General features: G+C 32.2%; 20 protein-coding genes. 12 read left to right on the top strand and 8 right to left on the bottom strand.

The window, feature by feature from the left end:
• Nucleotides 1-108: 108 nt before the first annotated feature.
• The 4 genes from J3477_RS06620 to J3477_RS06605 all read right to left on the bottom strand — a co-directional run bounded on the left by J3477_RS06620 (nucleotide 109) and on the right by J3477_RS06605 (nucleotide 3945).
• A complete protein-coding gene (locus J3477_RS06620) occupies nucleotides 109-1035 on the bottom strand; it encodes a DUF2935 domain-containing protein (RefSeq protein ID WP_206868884.1) in 927 nt (308 codons plus the stop codon).
• A 240-nt stretch (nucleotides 1036-1275) separates the two neighbouring features.
• A complete protein-coding gene (locus J3477_RS06615; RefSeq protein ID WP_206868882.1) occupies nucleotides 1276-1701 on the bottom strand; it encodes a flavin reductase in 426 nt (141 codons plus the stop codon).
• Nucleotides 1702-1846: 145 nt separating this feature from the next.
• On the bottom strand, nucleotides 1847-3358 hold the full coding sequence (locus J3477_RS06610; protein ID WP_206868880.1) for an MDR family MFS transporter: 1512 nt from the start codon (nucleotides 3356-3358) through the stop codon (nucleotides 1847-1849).
• Nucleotides 3359-3375: 17 nt separating this feature from the next.
• On the bottom strand, nucleotides 3376-3945 hold the full coding sequence (locus J3477_RS06605; RefSeq protein ID WP_206868878.1) for a PadR family transcriptional regulator: 570 nt from the start codon (nucleotides 3943-3945) through the stop codon (nucleotides 3376-3378).
• Between the two features lie 268 nt (nucleotides 3946-4213).
• On the opposite strand from J3477_RS06605, the gene J3477_RS06600 reads away from it, so the two are divergent.
• The 10 genes from J3477_RS06600 to J3477_RS06555 all read left to right on the top strand — a co-directional run bounded on the left by J3477_RS06600 (nucleotide 4214) and on the right by J3477_RS06555 (nucleotide 14966).
• On the top strand, nucleotides 4214-5032 hold the full coding sequence (locus J3477_RS06600; protein WP_206868876.1) for a TIM barrel protein: 819 nt from the start codon (nucleotides 4214-4216) through the stop codon (nucleotides 5030-5032).
• A 236-nt stretch (nucleotides 5033-5268) separates the two neighbouring features.
• On the top strand, nucleotides 5269-6384 hold the full coding sequence (locus J3477_RS06595) for a cellulase-like family protein (protein WP_206868874.1): 1116 nt from the start codon (nucleotides 5269-5271) through the stop codon (nucleotides 6382-6384).
• Between the two features lie 63 nt (nucleotides 6385-6447).
• Nucleotides 6448-6834 carry a MerR family transcriptional regulator gene (locus tag J3477_RS06590; RefSeq protein WP_206868872.1) on the top strand — a complete coding sequence of 129 codons (387 nt, stop codon included), beginning with the start codon at nucleotides 6448-6450 and terminating at the stop codon, nucleotides 6832-6834.
• A 275-nt stretch (nucleotides 6835-7109) separates the two neighbouring features.
• Nucleotides 7110-8039, top strand: a complete 930-nt coding sequence (locus J3477_RS06585; RefSeq protein WP_206868871.1) for an ArsR/SmtB family transcription factor — start codon at nucleotides 7110-7112, stop codon at nucleotides 8037-8039.
• Nucleotides 8040-8347: 308 nt separating this feature from the next.
• Nucleotides 8348-9361 (top strand): hypothetical protein, encoded by a 1014-nt coding sequence (locus J3477_RS06580; RefSeq protein ID WP_206868869.1) that lies wholly within the window; start codon nucleotides 8348-8350, stop codon nucleotides 9359-9361.
• Between the two features lie 110 nt (nucleotides 9362-9471).
• Nucleotides 9472-10737: an extracellular solute-binding protein gene (locus tag J3477_RS06575; protein ID WP_206868867.1), complete on the top strand. Its 1266-nt coding sequence runs from the start codon at nucleotides 9472-9474 to the stop codon at nucleotides 10735-10737.
• A 210-nt stretch (nucleotides 10738-10947) separates the two neighbouring features.
• Nucleotides 10948-11817 carry a carbohydrate ABC transporter permease gene (locus J3477_RS06570; RefSeq protein ID WP_206868865.1) on the top strand — a complete coding sequence of 290 codons (870 nt, stop codon included), beginning with the start codon at nucleotides 10948-10950 and terminating at the stop codon, nucleotides 11815-11817.
• Between the two features lie 18 nt (nucleotides 11818-11835).
• Entirely contained in the window at nucleotides 11836-12678 is an 843-nt protein-coding gene (locus J3477_RS06565; RefSeq protein WP_206868864.1) for a carbohydrate ABC transporter permease, read from the top strand.
• 33 nt (nucleotides 12679-12711) lie between these two features.
• The gene (locus J3477_RS06560; protein WP_206868863.1) at nucleotides 12712-14484 is read left to right on the top strand and encodes a glycoside hydrolase family 2 protein; all 1773 of its coding nucleotides are present in this window, start codon (nucleotides 12712-12714) and stop codon (nucleotides 14482-14484) included.
• Between the two features lie 80 nt (nucleotides 14485-14564).
• On the top strand, nucleotides 14565-14966 hold the full coding sequence (locus J3477_RS06555; RefSeq protein ID WP_206868862.1) for a hypothetical protein: 402 nt from the start codon (nucleotides 14565-14567) through the stop codon (nucleotides 14964-14966).
• Between the two features lie 123 nt (nucleotides 14967-15089).
• Here J3477_RS06555 and J3477_RS06550 read toward each other — a convergent pair whose 3' ends face one another.
• Both J3477_RS06550 and J3477_RS06545 read right to left on the bottom strand, forming a co-directional pair.
• The gene (locus J3477_RS06550) at nucleotides 15090-16415 is read right to left on the bottom strand and encodes a hypothetical protein (RefSeq protein ID WP_206868861.1); all 1326 of its coding nucleotides are present in this window, start codon (nucleotides 16413-16415) and stop codon (nucleotides 15090-15092) included.
• Nucleotides 16408-16887, bottom strand: a complete 480-nt coding sequence (locus J3477_RS06545; protein WP_228731224.1) for an RNA polymerase sigma factor — start codon at nucleotides 16885-16887, stop codon at nucleotides 16408-16410. Before J3477_RS06545 ends, J3477_RS06550 begins: the two co-directional genes overlap by 8 nt.
• 245 nt (nucleotides 16888-17132) lie before the next feature.
• Between J3477_RS06545 and J3477_RS06540 the strand changes: the two genes are divergently transcribed.
• Nucleotides 17133-17525: a hypothetical protein gene (locus J3477_RS06540; protein ID WP_206868860.1), complete on the top strand. Its 393-nt coding sequence runs from the start codon at nucleotides 17133-17135 to the stop codon at nucleotides 17523-17525.
• Between the two features lie 27 nt (nucleotides 17526-17552).
• Entirely contained in the window at nucleotides 17553-18341 is a 789-nt protein-coding gene (locus tag J3477_RS06535; RefSeq protein ID WP_206868859.1) for a hypothetical protein, read from the top strand.
• Between the two features lie 230 nt (nucleotides 18342-18571).
• On the opposite strand, the gene J3477_RS06530 is transcribed toward J3477_RS06535, so the two are convergent.
• On the bottom strand, nucleotides 18572-18970 hold the full coding sequence (locus tag J3477_RS06530; RefSeq protein ID WP_206868858.1) for a hypothetical protein: 399 nt from the start codon (nucleotides 18968-18970) through the stop codon (nucleotides 18572-18574).
• 91 nt (nucleotides 18971-19061) lie between these two features.
• Nucleotides 19062-20465 (bottom strand): multicopper oxidase domain-containing protein, encoded by a 1404-nt coding sequence (locus J3477_RS06525; protein WP_206868857.1) that lies wholly within the window; start codon nucleotides 20463-20465, stop codon nucleotides 19062-19064.
• Nucleotides 20466-20636: the final 171 nt, after the last annotated feature.

Raw genomic sequence — 20636 nt, 5'->3', positions numbered from 1 at the left:
CTTTAGATGAACAACTCTACAATTAAACTTATATTTTTAGGATTAGAGTTGTTCATCATGATTATCTTAGTTAAGGCTGCTTTGGAAAAATACTGAATATAATGGAGCTTATTCAGATTTACTGAATATTTTTAATAGACGTAGATAATGATTTGCTTCACGCAATGTATGATCTGCTAAAAGTGGTATTATAATAGATTTGATCTTGCATTCTAATAAGCCTTGAGTTCCTTGTGCTTTAAACTTACTAATTTCTATAGTTGCATTAAGACTGTCTTCTGTAACTTGGGAGCTTGGTATTGTTTGTTGCATAGCTTCTTTTGCTTCTTTTGTCAATTGATCAAATTCATTTCCAAAGTTATCAGCTGTCTTAATAAGTTCATTTTCTGTTGGATCAAGAAGTCCACGAATAAATTTGGAATGTTCTGCCATAATTCGGTTCCAAAAGATTTCTTGAGTATAAGTTTCTTTTTGTAAGTCAACTTCTTCTCTATTCTGTAAGCTCAGAATAATATTAGAATAAAATTTAGCTTCTCTTAAAATATGATCTATAAGTAAAGGATAATTAACTGTGAACATTTTGCAAGATAAAACATTTGATAGTAGCAGGGTTTTAAATTTTATTAGGGAATTTACCAAGGACATAATTCTGTGATTAAGGGAAAATACTCTTTGCTCAAGAACAGCACTATCAATTTTGAAAGTACCTCCAACTAAATTGCCTTCTGCTTCAGTTAAGTTAACAGGGATATTTACTCCAGTGAAATATGCTGAAGCTGCTTCAGCCTTCGATGTGAAAGGCGTTATTACTTCTCCAGAACATAATACCTCAGAGCTAACAATACCGTTAGACAATGAAATGGCTTCTGCTAAAAGTCTGTCAAATTCCATACGAAAGTTATCTGCATGTGTCATATAATCTGAATCTTTTGGAGTGAAGCCTATTTGTAAAAAGAATGAATGCTCTTTCATGATACGTGCGAAAAAGAGATGTAATTCTAGTGATTGTCTTATAAAATCACCTCTAGAAAGCATATTAAGATCTCCTCTAATAATTTGATTCAATATTATTTTATTAAAGAATTAAGAATATGATACTACTAAATAAAAAACCGCACACTTTTATAATTTTAGTGTGCGGTTAAAATACTATGTTTTCAGATATAGGGTTCCAACTTCAACTATTAAGTTATGCATGCCTGATAATTCCCAGAAGCCGCGATTATCAAACATGTATAACTTAAGTTTTCGTAATGGAACCCTTTGGTATTATTGTTATAAAGTATATTTTTTGCTATCATTGCTTTCAAAGGATTTTACAAGACCATAGATTAAATTATCTTGTTCAATTCCTTCAAGATGCAATACATCCAGAACTTCTACAAGCATACAATTGGTTGCGTCATCAATTAATATGGCAGAATCATTAACTGTATATTTGATATCTGTAAATTTATCTGTATCATCTGAATGGCTGTTGCCGAGTGCATCAACTACATCCTGTTGATTTTCATTCAATGCACTAACTCCTATGATATCGCCTTTACTAATATTCTTTCCGGTTACACTTTGAGTACCTAGTAGCATTAGAACTTTATCGTAATCAGCCTGCATTGACCACGCGCATATCATACCATATTTCTTTTCGTTTTTTATAAAGCTAATAGCATTAGCTCCGTAATTAAAAGCACTAAGATTCATTTTTTAGCTCCTTAAAATTTTTTGTTTAGCATGTAATTACTTTAATTATATCAATTTATATGGAAAAATAAACATTAAGGTTTATTTTTACCATTAAAGGTTGATTTTGCTTTAACATGTTTTGAATCAAATACTTAGTTATAAATTAAACGGCCATTTCTTGATCCAAATTATTATTATTTATAAGTGCTTTATTTTTCTTCTTATCATTTAAAAAGAAAGATAAGACTAAAGAAATTACAGTTAAAGCTATAACGAACAAAAAAGTAGTATTGATGCCTTTAATTGTGGCGTTCAAGATTTCTGATTTATAAAGTAATGCATTTGTCTTCATAAGTGCTTTGTCAGGGGCATTGGATTTAGCCACATTAGACATTACAGTTATCAAAATTGCAGATCCAATTGAACCTGCCACTTGTTTAGACATATTAACAACTGCAGTGGCATGTGGAAGTAGTTTGTTAGACAAATCATTCATTCCTGCAGTCTGCATTGGCATTATAACAAGTGCGATTCCAACATATCTAATTGAGTATAATACAGTAATATAAGTAGTAGATACATCTTGATGCAAATTTGCAAAAGGTATAGAGGCAATAATCAAAAGTATAATACCTGGTATGGCTAATTTTTTTGCACCAATCTTATCAAATAGACGTCCGGATACTAGCATCATTACTGCCATTAATAATGCACCTGGCAAAAGTACTAATCCGCTTGTAAAAGCTGATTTACCTAGTATAGTTTGAAGGAAAATTGGTAATATAATGCTTGATCCAACAGATGCTATATTTAAAATACTTCCTATTATAGTAGTTAGGGTAAATATCTTAGATTTGAATACGCGCATTTCAAGCATTGGGTTCTTCATTGCAAGTTGTCTCCATATAAATAAAGCACTAATAATTGCACCAGAAATTATGCTAACAATAACAGTAGCATCAGTCCAACCGTTGTTTCCAGCATTACTAAAACCATATAACATTGCTCCGAAACCTAGGGTGGATAGAGAAATGGATAAAAAATCTATCTTAGGACTTTTAAGTGGTATAACATCTTTCATGAAGAAAGTTAGGAAAATCATATCTAAAATTATTATTGGAATTAGCATGTAGAATAAATAATGCCAGCTTAATCTGTCGATAATAATTCCTGCTAAGGTAGGTCCTATTGCGGGGGCAAAGCACACAACCAAGCCATATAAGCCCATTGCAGAACCTCTTTTTTCAGGAGAAAAAATAAGAAGAAGCACAGTGTTAATTAGTGGTGCCATTATTCCGGCCCCTATAGCTTGAACGACTCTTCCGATTAAAAGAACTTCAAAGCTTGGAGAGAAAGCGCATATTATTGTTCCGACTCCAAAGATTAACATTGAAAATATGAATAGTTTTTTTGTTGAAATCTTTTCAAGTAGTAATGCTGTTAAAGGAATCATTATAGCATTAACAAGCATAAATGCTGTTGTAAGCCACTGTACTGTACTTGCTGTTATTTTGAAGTATCCCATTATTTGAGGTAATGCAGTAGATAGTATTGATTGATTCAAAATTGAAACAAAGGATCCAACCATAATTGCAATAATGAGTAGTGTTTTGTTGTACTCTTTTCCATGAATATCTCTATTAAAGGATTGTTTTTCTAAAACTCTTGCTTCCATTAATTTGTCTTCCCTTCTTAATTAAAATCTTCATCTAAAAAACTGAAGTCTTCCAGTTTGTATACTTTTTTCACCCAATGGCACCACTTTAAACCCAGTATAGCGTCATTTAAAGCTCTTTGAGTTAATATATAACCACCAAATAATGATGAAGAGGTGTTCTTTAAAGTGTCACTTGACATAAGTTTAAGTTTCTCTATTGAACCTTTATAATGATCAATTTTTTTCTTGTATTTTATTTCAAGTTCATCAAGAAGCTTTTCTCCTGCATCAGTATCCATACATTTAATGCAATATAATTTTAAAGTCATCTCATCTCTAACAACTGCTTCATCTGTATCGGATAGGAACCAATCCTGCAAAACTGATTTCCCTTGCGTTGTTAAGTTGTATATCTTTTTATCAGGCTTTCCGTTTTGATTTACTAAAGTTAAAGCTATTAGTTCTTTTTCTTCTAGTTCAGAAAGTAAAGGATATATGGCACTGTGAGTAGAGCGCCAAAATCTATTTATTTTTGTGGTCAAATCATAACCTGTCATTGGTTCTGTAGATAATAGGCTGAGAAGCCCATAAGACAATTTATTCATAAACTTAGTCTCCTTAGTATAGTAGCACTTCATATGTGCATTAATTTATTTAAAACTAATTTCTATATGTCAAAAATGACATATGTTAATCAATAATTTATATAGTATATTAATATTAACTATATGTCAATAATGACATATAGCATTACGAATTTTCTTCTGTTTTTTACTAATCTAAATTAAGATTTAATTCGTTATAATAGGAAATAATAAAATGAACCAAATAATTTGGTAATTAGTATTTGAAAATACTGTGAGGATAAATTAAATGGATGAATTATTATTTGGAATTTCAGGGTTACCAATTTGGAGTGGAATAAAAAATATTAACTATGCTTCGGGAATAAAGTATATAAAGTCCATAGGGTTAGATGCAATGGAGCTTCTTTTTGTGAGAAACGTTAATGTAACAGACAAAAATAAGGAGGCGATCTTGAAAGCTAAGATGGATAACAATATTTATCTATCAGCTCATGGATCGCATTATATCAATCTAAATGCGTATGAAACTGAAAAACAAGATCAGTCGATAGAAAGAATTATAAAAGCTGCTGAAGGATTGGCAAAGGTTAAGGGGAGAAGCCTAGTATTTCATCCAGGATTTTATTTGAAAGATTCAAAAGAGGAAGCATACAAAATGATAAAAGAAAATTTGCAAAGGCTTAATGAAAATGGAGTAGATTATAGACTTGAGACAACAGGGAAAGGAACTCAGTTTGGTACACTTGAGGAATTAGTTTCTATTTGCAAGGAAGTTAACACATGTAAACTATGTATAGATTTTTCTCATATTCATGCAAGAGGAAATGGGTGTTTAAAAGGTTATAATGATTTTGCAAAAATACTTCAATATATTGGTGAGCAGCTTGGTCGTCCTGCTTTAGATGATATGCATATTCACATGGGAGGAATAAATTATAATGAAAAAGGTGAGAAGCATCATCTTCCTTTATTAGAAAGCGATTTTAATTATCTAGAATGCCTAAAAGCTTTAAAAGATTTTAAGATTAAGGGCTGTGTTATTTTAGAAGGACCAATGGTTGAAAAAGATGCGTTATTATTGAAGGATACTTACAAAAAAATATAAACTGAAGAACTCTCTAATTAGTTGTAAAAAGTTCTTGGATTATATTTATTGATTCTTGTACTTAAATGTGTTAAATTCAAATTGGAAAAATTGTGAAATAATATAAAATATTGAAATTAGTATTCTGATTTTTAATACAATTCAGCTAAAAGCTTGAGTTAGAAAGTTGATAGTATATATAAACGTTTTTAATTTAATTTGTATATGGAATTATTGTAATAGAGAGGAGAGAAATTATGGGGAGACTAAATTTAGATCGACCATTAGCAATAACTATGTGGGATTTTTCATGGCTTGAAAGACGATGGCCTGGTGCGGGATACGAGGATTGGGACAAGATTCTTGAAGAATTAAAAGAGAGAGGATATGATGTGGTGAGAATTGATGCATATCCGCATCTCCTAGCTACTGATGCATTTAAAGAGTGGACTTTGATACCGTTTTGGAATTTGCAGACCTGGGGGAGTCAATCTGTAAATAAGGTAACAGTGTATAATAATCTCAAGGAATTTCTAGAAAAATGTAAGAAATATGAGATAAAAGTAGCCTTATCTACCTGGTTTAGAGAAGATGAATGTAAAACAGCTATGAACATAAGAACTCCAGAAGATCATGGACAAGTGTGGAAGATTACTTTAGATTATATAAAAGAATGGGGGCTTATAGATAATATATTATATGTAGATTTATGCAATGAATTTCCACTAACTTGCTGGGCGCCATTTTTAGAAGGTGTATATGGAAAAGATCAATTTGTTAGAGATTCCGAGGAAATTAGTAATTGGATGAAGGAATCTATAAAATATTTAAGGCAATACTATACTGATATTCCTTTATGTTATTCGTTTGTAATACCATATACCAACAGCGAAGAAGATGTATCTTATATGGATTTAATAGAACCGCACATTTGGATGGCTCAATCAAGTGATTTTTATGAAGTTGTAGGTTATAACTATGAAAGATTTGATTCTATTGGATATGATAACCTTGCGAAGTATGGTGAGAAGACGTATAGAGAAAATCCATCCTATTGGAAGAACTGTTTGGCAAAGAACATAGAGAATGTGGCACAATGGTCTATAAAGACAGGAGAACCAATTATAACTACTGAATGCTGGGGAGTGGTAGATTATAAGGATTGGCCTCTTCTTAATTGGGATTGGGTGAAAGAGCTCTGTGAATTTGGAGTTAAAGAGGCAATAAGTACTGGAAGATGGATTGCAATTGCTACTAGTAACTTCTGCGGACCGCAATTTAAAGGAATGTGGAGAGATATTCAGTGGCATAAAAAACTCACGGATCTGATACATGAAAGTAGATTAACCTTAGATTTTGTGGAGTCGGAATAAAATTCCATTGACTTGGAGTTAACTCCAAACCTTATAATGTTAAATACTAGGAGGTGAAATGATATGACGATTGCAGAAGTAAGTGAAAAATTTGATTTATCACAGGATACACTCCGCTATTATGAACGTATCGGATTGATTCCTCCTGTGAACCGTAGTAAAAGTAAAATAAGAGATTATACAGAAGAAGACTGTAAATGGGTTGAATTCATAAGATGTATGAGAAGTGCTGGTCTTCCTATTGAAGTGTTAATTGAGTATGTTACCCTATTCCAAGAAGGTGATGGCACTGTTGAAGCAAGAAAAGAACTCCTAATGGAGCAGCGTGATCAGCTTGTATTAAAGATGGAAGAACTGAAAAGTACTATAGAACGTTTAAACGGTAAAATTGCAAGATATGAAGATACAATAGGAAAAAAGGAAAAGGGATTAAAAAGATCCCAAGATTAAGTTTCTTATGATAAGAGTGATGATGGCATTAAACGCTACTTATCACTCTTTTAATTCGTCAAAAATTTAAATTTTCTATTAACTGGTAGAAGTCTTAAACTAGACTTGTTATACTTATATTTAAACATACCAAAAAGTATGGAATAAAGTTAAAAATGTGAAATAAATACCTTGATTTTCCAAAAAAATAATTATATAATAAAGGTGTAATAAAACATAAATATTGTAATAAATATTTTGTTTGATGTTACCTACACAGAAGGGAAGATAAATCAATGAGTAAGATTGTAGATTTGGATTTAGAAAGAAGCGATGAATTGTACAACATAGCTAAAGCCTTAGCTTCTGAAGTTAGATTAGAAATAATAAAACTTTTGAATTATAACAGTCATAATGTAAACGAAATCGCGGAAAAACTTAATATACCTACTTCAACTGCTGCGCTTAATGTAAAAATTCTTGAGGATGCTGGTATTATCAATACAGAACTTCAACCTGGTGTGAGAGGATCCATGAAAGTATGTAGTAGGAAGATGGATAAAATCAATATACAACTTGATACGGTGAATCTGCATTCGCAAGATAATTCTTTCTATATTAATATGCCACTTGGAAATTTCGTTGATTGTGAAGTTCATCCTACATGTGGTATGGTAAACGAAAATGGGTTTATAGATTCGGAAGATGATCCTAGAAGATTCTATAATCCGATGAGAACAACAGCTCAACTTATTTGGTTTCACAAAGGCTATATAGAATACCGTTTTCCGAATAATGTTCTCCAGATAGGAAAAGAAAAATTATTTGAAGTGTCTATGGAATTATGTTCTGAAGCACCAAATTATAGAAACAATTGGCCTTCGGATATAACGATGTGGGTAAATGGGATAGAAGTTGGAACTTGGACTAGTCCTGGAGATTTTGGTGGTAGAAGAGGAAGGTTGAACCCTATATGGTGGTCTGATGGTTGTACGCAATATGGACTGTTGAAAACCTGGAGAGTAAACAAGGAAGGGTCTTTTATAGATGAGACTAGAATGTCAAGTGTCAAAATCGAGGATTTAAAGCTTAAAGAGGACAAATTTATAACTGTTCGAATTGGAGTAAAAGAAGATGCTAAACATGTAGGTGGAGTGAATATCTTTGGTGAAAAGTTTGGTGATTACGAACAGAATATAGTTATGAGAATAGATTATAGTATGTAAGATATATGTGATTTTTGGAATGAATTTTTAAAACTCTCACCAGTTTTGGTGAGAGTGGTAGAAAAAGTGCATTTAATTCAGAGTGGTACATGCATAGTGAGGTTAGTATAAATGAATGTAGTATTTTTTTACTTAATCCTACATAAAAATTATTATATTACAATAAATGTGTTTTATATTGCTTTTTTTATGAAAAGTATTTATTCTGCAGGCTTACAAAATAAATTTTGATGAAAACGATGTCAAATACTGATGGAGATAAAGTTGATTGTATTAAATTTACCAAATTACAAAACAAGAGGTGAACGATGGGAAGAAATTTTTCAATAGATATATTTAAAGGGCTTCTGGTTATTGGGATGGTATTGGTGCATATTATGCAGTTCTTTTCAGATCCAGCTATATCACCCTCGGTACAATATGTAATTAATATAGGAAATGTAATCACTTTTTCTGGATTTGTATTTTGTTTTGGTTATGTTGCCGAAATTTCATATCTTGAAAAAGATTTGAAGTGTGTATACAAAAAAATAATAAAAAACAGTATAAAAACATTAATAGCTTTTTATGTCTCTGGCAGTGCATTTCAGCTATTTGTAGCAGGCCGTCCAATTGAATGGAACACTTTTAAGGAGATAATTCTATTAAATACTATGCCAGGATGGTCAGAATTTTTAGCCTCTTTTGCTTATTTTAGTCTTGTAACCTTAATACTTTTTAGACCTTTTAAGAAAGTTCTAAGTATTAAAATTTTATTTTGGATAATTTTCTTTAGCTTATTTTTAACCTGTTTTATACCATACGAAAAGATAACAATTAATCAATTAGGTGTACTTATAGGAACTAATAAATTTGCAGCTTTCCCAGTGCTGCAGTATATGCCTTTTTATATGCTAGGAATGTACTTTAAAAAGTATGACATAAAGTTCAATTTAGCCTTTGCAGGAGGTGCGCTATTATTAAGTGTGTACCCTATATACGAGATAATTGTTTTAAAAGCACCTCCTTGCAGATTCCCCCCTTCATTGTCGTGGATAGTTGCGCCAATGTTTATATTATATTTGTACTATTTGGCAGCAATAATGCTTGAAAGATTCATTTTATATTTAAAGCCTATTATAGCTTTTGGACAAAATGTACTTTTTTGTTTAGTAGTAAGCAATATATTCATTTTCTCTCTAGATTCAAAATTCAACAAATTAATACTAAAGCCTTTAGAGTGCATATATATGGAAGTAATTTTTTTAGCTATAGTATATTACTTTGTATCAATAGTATCAAAGGTAAAGAAATCATCTGATAATATTGTTAAAACTTCTTAGTGGACAAATATGTTATTAATCAGTAAGTGTAAATTTTTTTGCTTGTATACGTAAACCTTATCATAGATTTACGTTTAAATATACAATACATTATTTTTGGAGGAGATATTATGAATCGTAAAATTAAAACAATACTTAGCGTTGTCCTTTCGACCTTAACTATTACCTCACTATTTGCTGGATGCGGTAAAGGGGGCAGTTCTGCCACTTCAGCATCTACATCCAAGAATGAAATCGTACTTTGGACGCCACTTACTGGCCCAGATGGTGACACAATGACTTCGATAATAGCTGAATATAATAAGACAAATCCAAAATATAAAGTTAAACACGTACCTATAGAAGCAAATGATATGTATACGAAGATACCTAGTGTTGTAAGCTCAGGTAAAAATGTTCCTGATTTAACAATTGTACATGCTGAAAGAATTCCTTTATTCGTAAAAAATGATATGCTAGTTTCTTATGATGATGCTATATCAAAGGATGGAAATAATATTAAGGAAGAGAATTATTTAAAAGAAGGTTGGAGAGTTGGAGCTGTAGACAACAAGAGATATGGTATTCCACTTGATGTTCACTCATATATTACTTACTACAATCCAGACCTACTAGCTAAGTATGGTCCTCACGTACTTGATGATGGAGTTATAACAATGGATGAAGTTAAAGAAGTAGGTGAAGCAGCTAAAAAAGATAAAATTGCAGCAATTGGTGTTGACTGGATGAGAGTTATGACATTAGCTTGGATAAAGCAATTAGGAGGAGATATAACTTCTGATGGAACAAAACCAACTGTTAACACTCCTGAAGCTGAAAAGGCTTTAACAACAATGAAGAGTTTTGTTACAGACAAAATTGCAACACAAGATGGTGATGATCCACAACAATTATTTATGAATGGAAAATTAATCTTCTGGCCAGAAGGAATTTGGATGCGTAATGGCTTAAAAGATGCAAAAGCACCTTGGAAAATGACTAACTTTATAACTTTTGATAAGAATAAACTAGTTAACTGGTCATCTTCTCACAACTTTGTAATGTTTAAAAACCCTGCAAGAGATGAAGCTAAAACACAGGGTGTTATAGATTTCTTAAAATGGATGCAAGCTAACTCATTAAAATGGGCTACAGATGCAGGACAAAACCCAGCGTCAATGGCAGTTCAAACAAGTGCTGAATTTGCAAAGGAACCACAAGCTTTCCTAGCTAAAGAACCAGAGGCTCTTCATGTATTCAATTATCAATACTATGGATATGTAGCTGAGTCCCTAGATAAGATTGTATTAGATACAGTTTTCGGTAAGATGGATATTAAAAAAGGACTAGAACAAGCACAAAAGGAAACAGAAGATAGAATAGCTAGCGGTAAGTAGTTATATATTAGGGATTGTGTTGAAGTTAAGGTGTCATCTCTTGTAGAAATATCTTAATTTCAACAATAATATCAAATATGAACACCTAAACTCGAAATATATTTTTAAAACTTCGCTAGATTCTCGTAGGAGAATTTAAAAATATAAATTACTTAAAAAAGTGAGTTATCTATAAATACAACTCTATAATAGGTGAGGTGAAACAATGTAATGGAGAAAAGAAAGTACACACCATATGTGTTTATAGCACCGCATTTGATTCTATTTATAGTTTTTTTCGGTATTCCAGCTATATTCGGAATAATAATTTCTTTTACTCAATGGAATCTTATGGGTACTCCTCAGTGGGTAGGACTTAAAAATTACGCTGAAATATTAGCTAATTCTAAGTCAACCTTTTATACCCAGTTTCATAATGGATTAAAGAACACTCTTACTTTTACCTTGTTCAGTGTACCTTTTTGTGTAATAGTTCCGTTATTGTTGGCTGCAGCTCTTAATGCGAAACCTAAGGGACACAAGATATTTCAATCTATATTTTACCTTCCAACCCTTTTTTCAATTTCATCAGTTATATTGGCTTGGGGATTTTTGTTTAATAAGAATTTTGGACCAATAAACAAGATTTTAGGTCAATCTATCAATTGGGGTGGCATTCAACCATATGTATGGATTGCTATTATAACTATCACTGTTTGGTGGTATATAGGAGGAAATATGGTTATATATCAAGCAGCCATAGCGGGCGTGCCTGCGGATTTATATGAAGCTGCATCGCTTGATGGAGCTGGAGCTGTGATGAAGTTCCTAAAAATCACGCTACCTTCAATCAAAAATCAACTTGCTTATACCCTTGTTATGACAACCATTGCTCAACTTAATATATATGGACAGCCTCTAATGTTTAGTAAAGGGGGACCAGCAGGGTCAACCACTGTACTTTTGATGTATATAAGACAAACAGCATTTGGTACTGGTGAATCAATCGCTGGTATAGCATCTGCCATGGCAGTTATGCTTGGATTGTGTATAGTTTTTGTCGCATCACTGCAATTCTATTTTCTTAGAGATAAAGATTAATTAAAGAGGTGATGAAGAATGGTATGGATTAAAAAGAAGGGCCCAAAAGTTGCCGCGTTTATATTTCTTTTTGCAATGGCGCTTATTTGGATACTTCCAGTCTTATATGCAGTATTATCTTCGTTTAAATCAAACGTTGAGATCAATTCAATGGGCTACAAATTATTACCACAGCAGTGGATAGTGGAAAACTATGTAAAAGTATTAACTAACTTTGACAGTGCACCTATAGTTAGATGGTTTCTAAATTCTTTACTTATAGCAGTATCTCAAACTGTCTTAGTGCTAATAATAGCTTCTTCTGCAGCTTACGCATACTCAAGACTTAAGTTCAAAGGAAGAGATTTTATATTCTGGATTCTTTTAAGCACTATGATGTTTCCAAGTATAGTTAATCTTATTCCACTATATAAAATAGTAAGTATGTTTAACTGGATAGACACGCCTCTTGCTATTATAGTTCCAGGTGTCTCAGGTGTATTTAACATATTTTTAATAAAACAGTTCATGGTAAGCATACCTAAAGAATACGATGAATCAGCAAGAATAGATGGTGCTAGCGATTTTCAGATATATACTAAAGTAATTTTACCACTTATAAGACCTGTATTAACAGTGGTAGCATTATTTACTTTCACTGGGGCTTGGAATGACTTTTTATGGCCATCAATTGTATACAACAATATTGAGAACTTACCATTAACCCCTGCTTTACAACTTTTCCAGGGTATGTACACAACAGATTATGGTCGTTTAACTACTTCGGCAGTTATAGCCATAATACCAACATTTATATTATATTTATTTACTCAAAAGTATTTCTTAGAAGGACTTAATTTATCATCTGGTATTAAGGGATAGAATAAAAACAAAACAACAGTAGGAGGAACTGATATGGCAATAAATATTGTTAGAAATGAACATCCACGTCCAAATTTTGAAAGAGAAACGTGGTTAAATTTAAATGGAGATTGGGATTTTGAATATGATGATAATGATTTAGGCTTAAAAAGCAAATGGTACCAAAACAATTCCTTTAGTAAAAAGATAGTGGTACCTTATGTATTTCAAAGTGAGCTTTCTGGTATAAATGAACAAGAGGTTCATGATATTGTATGGTATTCAAGAGAGCTTAATATTCCAGAAAAGCTAAAAAATAAGAGAATAAATCTTCATTTCGGCGCTGTTGATTATAAAGCGGATGTATGGGTAAATGGAAATCATGTTATAACTCATGAAGGAGGACATGTTCCTTTTTCAGTAGAAATTACTGATGTACTTAAAGATAGTGGAAATAAATTAGTGATTAGGGTAGAGGATTATACGTATGATTTAGAACTTCCTAGAGGTAAGCAGTACTGGAGGGAAAAATCAGAAGGAATATTTTATACTAGAACAACAGGAATATGGCAAACTGTATGGCTTGAGGCTGTTTCTGATAATTACTTACAAAACACATGGATTACTCCAGACCTTGATAATAAAAAAGTGCATGTGGAGTATGAGTTAGATAAGGCTTCAAGTAACACATATTTAGAAGTTACAATATCATTAAGAGACAAAGTGATTGTTCAAGATAAAATAGGTATAATAAATGGAAGAGGAAAAAGAGATTTCTGGTTAGATCAGAATATTACTATAGATTGGAATCATCAAGAATCCTGGGCTTGGACACCTGAAAATCCAGTACTTTTTGATATAAATTTTAAGGTTATAGTTGATGATGAGTGCATTGATGAGGTTAATTCATACTTTGGACTCCGAAAAGTTTCAATAGTTTCAGGAAAGTTCATGTTGAACAATAGACCTTATTTCCAAAAATTATTATTAGATCAAGGCTATTGGGAGAAATCACTATTAACCGCTCCAAGTGATGAGGATTTTGTAAAGGATATAAAATTAAGCAAGTCCATGGGATTTAACGGTGTTAGAAAACATCAAAAAATAGAAGATCCTAGATATCTTTATTGGGCAGATAAACTTGGCTTCCTTGTTTGGGGTGAAATTGCCAGTGCATATAATTATTCAAGAACTTATGTTGATCGTATCACTAAAGAATGGATGGATATGATAAAGCGTGATTACAATCATCCTTGTATAGTGGCGTGGACTCCTTTAAATGAATCTTGGGGAGTTGAAGGTATAATGAATAATAAGAATGAACAGGCTCATTCAGCATCCATGTACTGGTTAACTAAATCTTTGGATCAAACAAGGCCTGTGATATCTAATGATGGATGGGATCATACTAAAACAGATCTTCTTACAATCCATGACTATGAATGGAAAAATGAAGTTTTGAAAAGTAGATATGCATCTTTAGACAACATACTTAATTCTACACCAGCAGGAAGAACCATAGTTGCTCAAGGGTGGGAATATGAAGGACAGCCAATTATCGTATCTGAAATGGGTGGAATATCCTATCAAAAAAGTGATTGGAAGGGATGGGGCTACTCTTCAGCATCCTCAGATGAAGACTTTATTAAGAGATATTACGATGTAATTTCTCCATTACTTGAATCACCTTTGGTACAAGGTTTTGTATATACCCAAATAACTGATGTTGAACAAGAAATAAATGGATTACTTACTTATAAAAGAGAACCCAAGGTGGATGTGGATATAATAAAATCAATAAACGATGGAAAATGGAAACCTAATTAATATTCCTTTTAAGCAGTAATCTATGTTGATATATGTAGATTACTGCTTGTGTACATATTGAAAATGGAAGGAGCATATCTATGGATAGAAAATTTGAAAAGATACTAGCTTATATAGGAGGTTCATGGCAGATAATATCAGGATTAATCACTATAATTCCATATTCAACTATGATAAAAAGGCAAGGGTTTAACGTAACAGGTAGTTCGCAATTATCAATAAGTGCAACACAATCTGTTATTGATAGCATATATTCCTTTAGTACAACCATAGGAATATTATTTGTTGGAATAGGCCTACTTAATTTATATCTATCTAAAAGATTAAGAAGTGGAGAAGTGGAAAAGAAGATTCCTACTTGGTTTATATGTTGTGGAATAATATCTTTATTTGTGATGGATTTCATAAGCTGTGTAGTTTTTGTTGCATCAGGTTTAGTTGCTATGGCTAGGAATAAGTCAATAATTGCTATTAATAATTAGCTAAAATATGAAAAGAGGCTGATGTAATTGTTTTGATTGCATCAGCCTTCTTGTAAAATATCTTTATTATTGTTTTAATGTTTTAAAAGAAAGTTAGATGACTATATCAACACCTAATGGCAATCAATCATCTTGTCTATAAGCGGTAAAATCAGCTCGCAAGCCAGTATTATCTGGAGAGCTAGACATGAATACATCAATTATCTTTGAAGGATCCACACCTTTAAACTCATAAATTTTATTGATTCCAAATGTTCCTATTTGTTCCCCTTTTACATGATTTGGATCTCCACCTCCGATTATATAATCGTGACCATCGAACTTAATTATATCTGCAAACATGAAATTATATCTTAAATAAACCTTGTTATTTTTTACTATAATTGATTTGGTGGTGTCTTCACCTTTCATTTCATATAATTCGTAAGAGTAATTATCGACTTTTATAGTATCTAATTTATTTCCAATCTGTTCTTTTGAAGGGCTGTGATTAGTTTCACCATCAAAAGAATAAATTCCATGTTTTCTCCATTGTATTGAAGCGAATATTGGAAACATAGACTCTTCATCGCTTCCATATTTTGAAACGGGTAAAGGTTCTTTGTCTGTAAGGGTAGTGGTGTCTGCTATAACCTCTTCAGAATCATTTATATGGACAACTATGGATTTAGTAATATCATTCTTACTATATCTATAAGCTTTATAAGGACCGGCCATGCCTATATATTCTTCAACAGAATCTTTACTAATTGGATTTTTTTCAGTTTTAAGTTCATAGTTTATGCCATTCAGTTCTACATAGGAGAGATATTGATATGCTTTGAAGTAGTCATTCCCTATTTTTACGAAAACTTCACTAGAGGTATCATGATCTGAAACTTCATAAATGCTATAGTCATCAACTTTTCCTAAATATTTTCCGGGAGTTACATCGTTTATTGGATTATTTTGTATATACTGACTTTGAGTTATAAGGTAGGATTTATTATTAAATAAGATTGTATCTTTATGAGTATAATCTAAGCGGTAGTAATAGCCATTTGCAAACAATGCAATGCTCTTTGAAGATGGCATGTTTTTAATTTCATAAAAACCATCATATAAATGTTTAGAAATATTTTTTTGTATATCAGGATAGGCATCTTTTAATTTGTAGTAACTACCATTGTACCTATAATACTTACTCATTGAGACTCCATTTTGAATATTTTGTTGAGGTATAGGAACGCTTTCATTTTTAATTATATCTGAATTGGTGAAGGTGTAAGTTTTGGTTATTATGATACATAAAATGATGATTAAGAATGTTGCTAAACTGTACTTAGGTAAGATGATATGTTTTGTGGATGGAATATTACCTTTATGACTTATTTTGCTTTGAATATCGTCTATAAGTTCTAGTTTGATAGGTATCTTATTATTAGCGCTTTTATATACATCTTTAAACATCTCCATACTCTCCTTTCAATTTTATTTTTAAAAGAGCTTTTGCTCTATGCAATTGCGACTTAATGGTAGATTCTTTTATTTTTAATATTTTGCTCATATCAGAAATAGACATGTCTTCGTAATAATGTAAATGAATAACTGTTCGATATTTTAACGGCAGTTCTAATACACTTATATAAACTTCATTTTCTTCCTCAGTAAATTCAATATCATCAACAAGAGGAACTGTTCTTCTAAACCAAGCAGTAGTAAAAAGTTTATTGCTACAATTTATTGTAACTCTAAGTAACCAAGCTTTTATATGGTCTTCACTTTGAAATTTTATTTTTGAACTGAAATATCTGTAAAACACTTCTTGGAATATATCCTCTGAATCCGCTGTACTTTTTGTTCGTGATAATGCTAATTTATATACCATATCAGCATGCTTTTGTATTATTCCATTATCTATTTGTTTAGTTATATTCGTCAATGTCTATGCCTCCTTTCATTAATAATACGCCATAACTATATGAAAAGGTTGCATAGATGAAAAAAATAATTGAAGTATTTTACATATTGATATTTTATCTAAAATAAAAAAGTTGATGAAACTAAAAATTATCTTCGACTATAATTCAAGCATAAATTAATTTTGAAACAAACTATATGAGCCTACCCCCTAAAAGGGAGAAATGTTTTCGTATATATTAGCAAAAGAGTTTGGGAGAGGGTTATATGAAAGGGAAAGTTGTAGCATTATTATTAAGTACTGCATTCTTATTAGTTGGATGTGGGAGTCAAGAAAATTTAAATAAAGTTGAGCAGGGAAACAAGGCTAGCAGCGCACAATCGAGCACTGCAGAAACTAGTAAAACCCAGGCAAGTTCAACACAATCGGGTTCTACGACACAGTCAGGTGATACAGCACAAAATGGTACAAATGGACAAACTGGATCAAGTGTTACCACAGATTCTAACTCTGCTAAGACTAAAAATGTAAAAGCATTAACACAAGATCAAAAATCAGAGGTAAAGCAAAAAGTTGGAACAGCGATAAACAATGTAAATAATGCCTTACAATCAACACAAAATGTACCTGATGTAGATATAAGTGAAGCAAATAAATAGAAAAACAATAATAGGGGGATTAAATTTATGAAAACAAACAAGGTAGTATCTTTAATTATTGCAGGATTAATGCTTATGCCAAGTACAATGGTGTATGCAAAAGGTAATGATCAAGCCCATGGGAAAAGTACCCAAGCGAAACAACAAGTTACTCAAGTACAAACTACACAAAGTAATTCAACTGCAGTATTACATGGAAAAGGCAATTCTCAAACACAAGGTTCAAGCGCAAATAGCGTAGGAGCTAGCAAAAAAGAAGAAGCACAAGCTAAAAGAGATAGCAAACAACAGGAAATATCGGTTTTTAAATCGCAAATAAAATCATTACATACACAGATGACAACTTTAAGACAGCAAATAATTCCTTTACAAAAGGAAGTAGGTCAAAAGAAAGAGCAACTACAAACCATATTGCAACAATTGGAGTCTGGAGAAAAAACTTTGCCTGCTGATATGTTGAATTCTTTAATAACTCAGTCTCAAAAGCTTCTTGTGGATGGAACAAATTTAAAGGCTACTTCTGGAGTAACAAGTGATGCTACTGAGTCAGAAAGTAACTTAAAAAGTGGTAAGTTTAGTAATGCTATAAATTCATTAAATAATGTAATTGCAAAGTTTCAGGCAAGGCTTACTGCACTTAAGCAACTTAACACAGACCTTGATGCAATGCTTGCAATAGCTAATCAAGCTACAGTTCCAGTACCTGAAACAGGCACAACTACTCCAGCTCCAACAGAACCAGCTACATCAAATGGAGATACTTCAAATACAACCACTACACAACCTGTAGATAGCACAACTACAACTAATCAGTAATATAATCTGATGAAAATTAATGAAGAATTTTAGTGTACTATTAAAATATTATAATTAGAAAAATAATGGGCTGTTGAAAATGAACTAAATTAGTTCATTTTCAGCAGCCCATTAATTATATATGTTTAGGATGGCCTTACTTTGTTATATAGAAAAGGTACAGAAAGTTTACCATCCAATAAACGTAAATATATTTGAGAAAGTACTTTTAATATAAATCTTTAAGCTTTCTAAATTATAGTAACATGTTTCTTTTGATAGTCACTGAAGGTTACAGTAACTTTGGAATCATGTTTTATAACCTTACCAATATTCACAAACATCATATAACCGTTTCTGCCCCTACGGCCTTTTTGAGTAATCATTTTGCCGAATTTTGGTAGACTCAGAATCGGAAACTTTATTCCAGTAGCTTCATCTGTAATATAAATCTCACGGGGATCTTTAGCGATATAACCTGTTCTGTTAATTTTAAAACTAATACTTATAATATTATCATCGGCAGTTAAAATGCAACCGGTTATTTCAAAGGGACGATTCTTGGGTATCCAATTATAGTAATAGTATATGGAAAGAAGTGTTCCTGCGATGGCGGTTAAAACAATGATGGTAATTAATACCGTAATCATACATACCTCCCTTGGAATATTAGGAGTGCCTTAAGAAGGCACCCCTTAAATAATCTTTAGATATTAAAAATGCAAAGCTAGAACGATCGGTTTACTTGCATTTTGGACTAGGTTCTGGATCACAAGGATGATGAGGCCTTTCGTTTGGTAAATCGGTTTGAATAAATATCAATTGACCTCCTGGATATACACCATTATTTGTAACTTTATAATCATCGTGGTTATGGGCAATATAGAATTGAGGGAAGAAGAAATTATCTGATTCACCATAGTTGTGAAGTTCAAAGTTTCCTGGGAATGGACACAATGTGGTGCCTCCTTCCTCTGGAGTGTTAGCCCATAAGGTATTTGAACCTCCAAAGCCAGGCATAAAAGTACCTGCTGCTTTTGATTCAGTAGTGGCGTTATCAACCTGAGTCATTAAAGAAGGAAAACCTCCTTTACCGCAGAAAATATAATCAGCATAAAGTGGTCGTTTATCGTCTGCAATAAATAGAATGTCGTAGCTTTCTCCAGAACCAACTAATTGGGTGAAAACTTGTTCCCAGTGTGGTTGAGGATGTGCATCTTTATTTACTATTCTTCCATGCCAACCGTGTGTATGCCATGGAACTGGTTGATAACCCATGTTGATGAGACGAAGTAGAAATCTTTGTCCATTTTTAACATGAACATATGAGTCATATCCTGCTGGTATTTTATAAGCACCACCGCCTACTGAAACACCAGATGGTAAGAGTGTATCTGGAAAGGCACGTCCATTTACCAACCACCAATCAGGTTTAAAATCCACCGGATTAAAATCAGTTTGGTTCTGAACAGCGTCGTGCCATGTGGAATCTATATCAGATAAAAGTATTATATATTCTTTATCAAAAAAGCTTGTAAGCTCTGAGTTTGCAAAATTCCTATTAGTTATTCCTTTTGAGTTGGTAAATTTGGAGAGTTCTTCAGCTGAAGGATATACTATTAGCGCTCCATACATACCCATTTGTACATGTTCAGCAGCTTCCTGATGACAGTGGTAGAAATAACTTCCAGGGGATTCGGGTTTAAAGTAATAGGTTACACTTATCGAAGGTGTACCTATAGGAGTTACTGGTACTCCAAAGGAAGTTTCAGGTACTCCGTCAAGTTGTGTTGCTACGTGACCTCCATGGATATGAATGGTATGAACATCTAAAATCGGTTCTGCAGCTCTTAGTAAACCAAGGTTAGTTAGTGTTATAAATAGTTCATCATCCATGTCCATTTTTATTAGAGGAGAAGGAATTACAGCTGTTCCTCTTAGAGCATCTCGTGCTGTTATATTTGATGGATCGAGGCTTGGTTCAACAATTGTACATTTTCCTGAACATTTATCTTGAAACTTCCATAATCCTCCTACAAAGCCAAAAACATAGATGCTTCTACGTGGTAAACATCCTGTCGGATCAGTTGGAAGATCAATAAAACCATCAGTCGCATATAAGCTATAAAAAAGTTTTCTTCCCATGTTGCTTTTCCCCTTAATTATTTTATTTATAAATTTGTTGCTAATATAATATATGTACTCTTAAGATAAAAAGCTACATGACTTTTCTTTATAGAACATTTTTTTATAAAATAAAACAGCCTCTGATATACTGAAAACTGACTATTATAACATTTTTTGGAGCTGTAATAT

The sequence above is a fragment of the Clostridium zeae genome, from assembly GCF_017312485.1.
Taxonomy (GTDB): Bacteria; Bacillota; Clostridia; order Clostridiales; family Clostridiaceae; genus Clostridium_AR; species Clostridium_AR zeae.
Note: the sequence above shows the minus strand (reverse complement) of the source record. Positions and strands in the feature narration are given on the sequence as shown.

Excerpts from the sequence above, each read along its gene's own strand:
- J3477_RS06620 (WP_206868884.1), bottom strand. The coding sequence starts at position 1,035 with ATGCTTTCTAGAGGTGATTTTATAAGACAATCACTAGAATTACATCTC.
- J3477_RS06615 (WP_206868882.1), bottom strand. The coding sequence starts at position 1,701 with ATGAATCTTAGTGCTTTTAATTACGGAGCTAATGCTATTAGCTTTATA.
- J3477_RS06610 (WP_206868880.1), bottom strand. The coding sequence starts at position 3,358 with ATGGAAGCAAGAGTTTTAGAAAAACAATCCTTTAATAGAGATATTCAT.
- J3477_RS06605 (WP_206868878.1), bottom strand. The coding sequence starts at position 3,945 with ATGAATAAATTGTCTTATGGGCTTCTCAGCCTATTATCTACAGAACCA.
- J3477_RS06600 (WP_206868876.1), top strand. The coding sequence starts at position 4,214 with ATGGATGAATTATTATTTGGAATTTCAGGGTTACCAATTTGGAGTGGA.
- J3477_RS06595 (WP_206868874.1), top strand. The coding sequence starts at position 5,269 with ATGGGGAGACTAAATTTAGATCGACCATTAGCAATAACTATGTGGGAT.
- J3477_RS06590 (WP_206868872.1), top strand. The coding sequence starts at position 6,448 with ATGACGATTGCAGAAGTAAGTGAAAAATTTGATTTATCACAGGATACA.
- J3477_RS06585 (WP_206868871.1), top strand. The coding sequence starts at position 7,110 with ATGAGTAAGATTGTAGATTTGGATTTAGAAAGAAGCGATGAATTGTAC.
- J3477_RS06580 (WP_206868869.1), top strand. The coding sequence starts at position 8,348 with ATGGGAAGAAATTTTTCAATAGATATATTTAAAGGGCTTCTGGTTATT.
- J3477_RS06575 (WP_206868867.1), top strand. The coding sequence starts at position 9,472 with ATGAATCGTAAAATTAAAACAATACTTAGCGTTGTCCTTTCGACCTTA.
- J3477_RS06570 (WP_206868865.1), top strand. The coding sequence starts at position 10,948 with ATGGAGAAAAGAAAGTACACACCATATGTGTTTATAGCACCGCATTTG.
- J3477_RS06565 (WP_206868864.1), top strand. The coding sequence starts at position 11,836 with ATGGTATGGATTAAAAAGAAGGGCCCAAAAGTTGCCGCGTTTATATTT.
- J3477_RS06560 (WP_206868863.1), top strand. The coding sequence starts at position 12,712 with ATGGCAATAAATATTGTTAGAAATGAACATCCACGTCCAAATTTTGAA.
- J3477_RS06555 (WP_206868862.1), top strand. The coding sequence starts at position 14,565 with ATGGATAGAAAATTTGAAAAGATACTAGCTTATATAGGAGGTTCATGG.
- J3477_RS06550 (WP_206868861.1), bottom strand. The coding sequence starts at position 16,415 with ATGTTTAAAGATGTATATAAAAGCGCTAATAATAAGATACCTATCAAA.
- J3477_RS06540 (WP_206868860.1), top strand. The coding sequence starts at position 17,133 with ATGAAAGGGAAAGTTGTAGCATTATTATTAAGTACTGCATTCTTATTA.
- J3477_RS06535 (WP_206868859.1), top strand. The coding sequence starts at position 17,553 with ATGAAAACAAACAAGGTAGTATCTTTAATTATTGCAGGATTAATGCTT.
- J3477_RS06530 (WP_206868858.1), bottom strand. The coding sequence starts at position 18,970 with ATGATTACGGTATTAATTACCATCATTGTTTTAACCGCCATCGCAGGA.
- J3477_RS06525 (WP_206868857.1), bottom strand. The coding sequence starts at position 20,465 with ATGGGAAGAAAACTTTTTTATAGCTTATATGCGACTGATGGTTTTATT.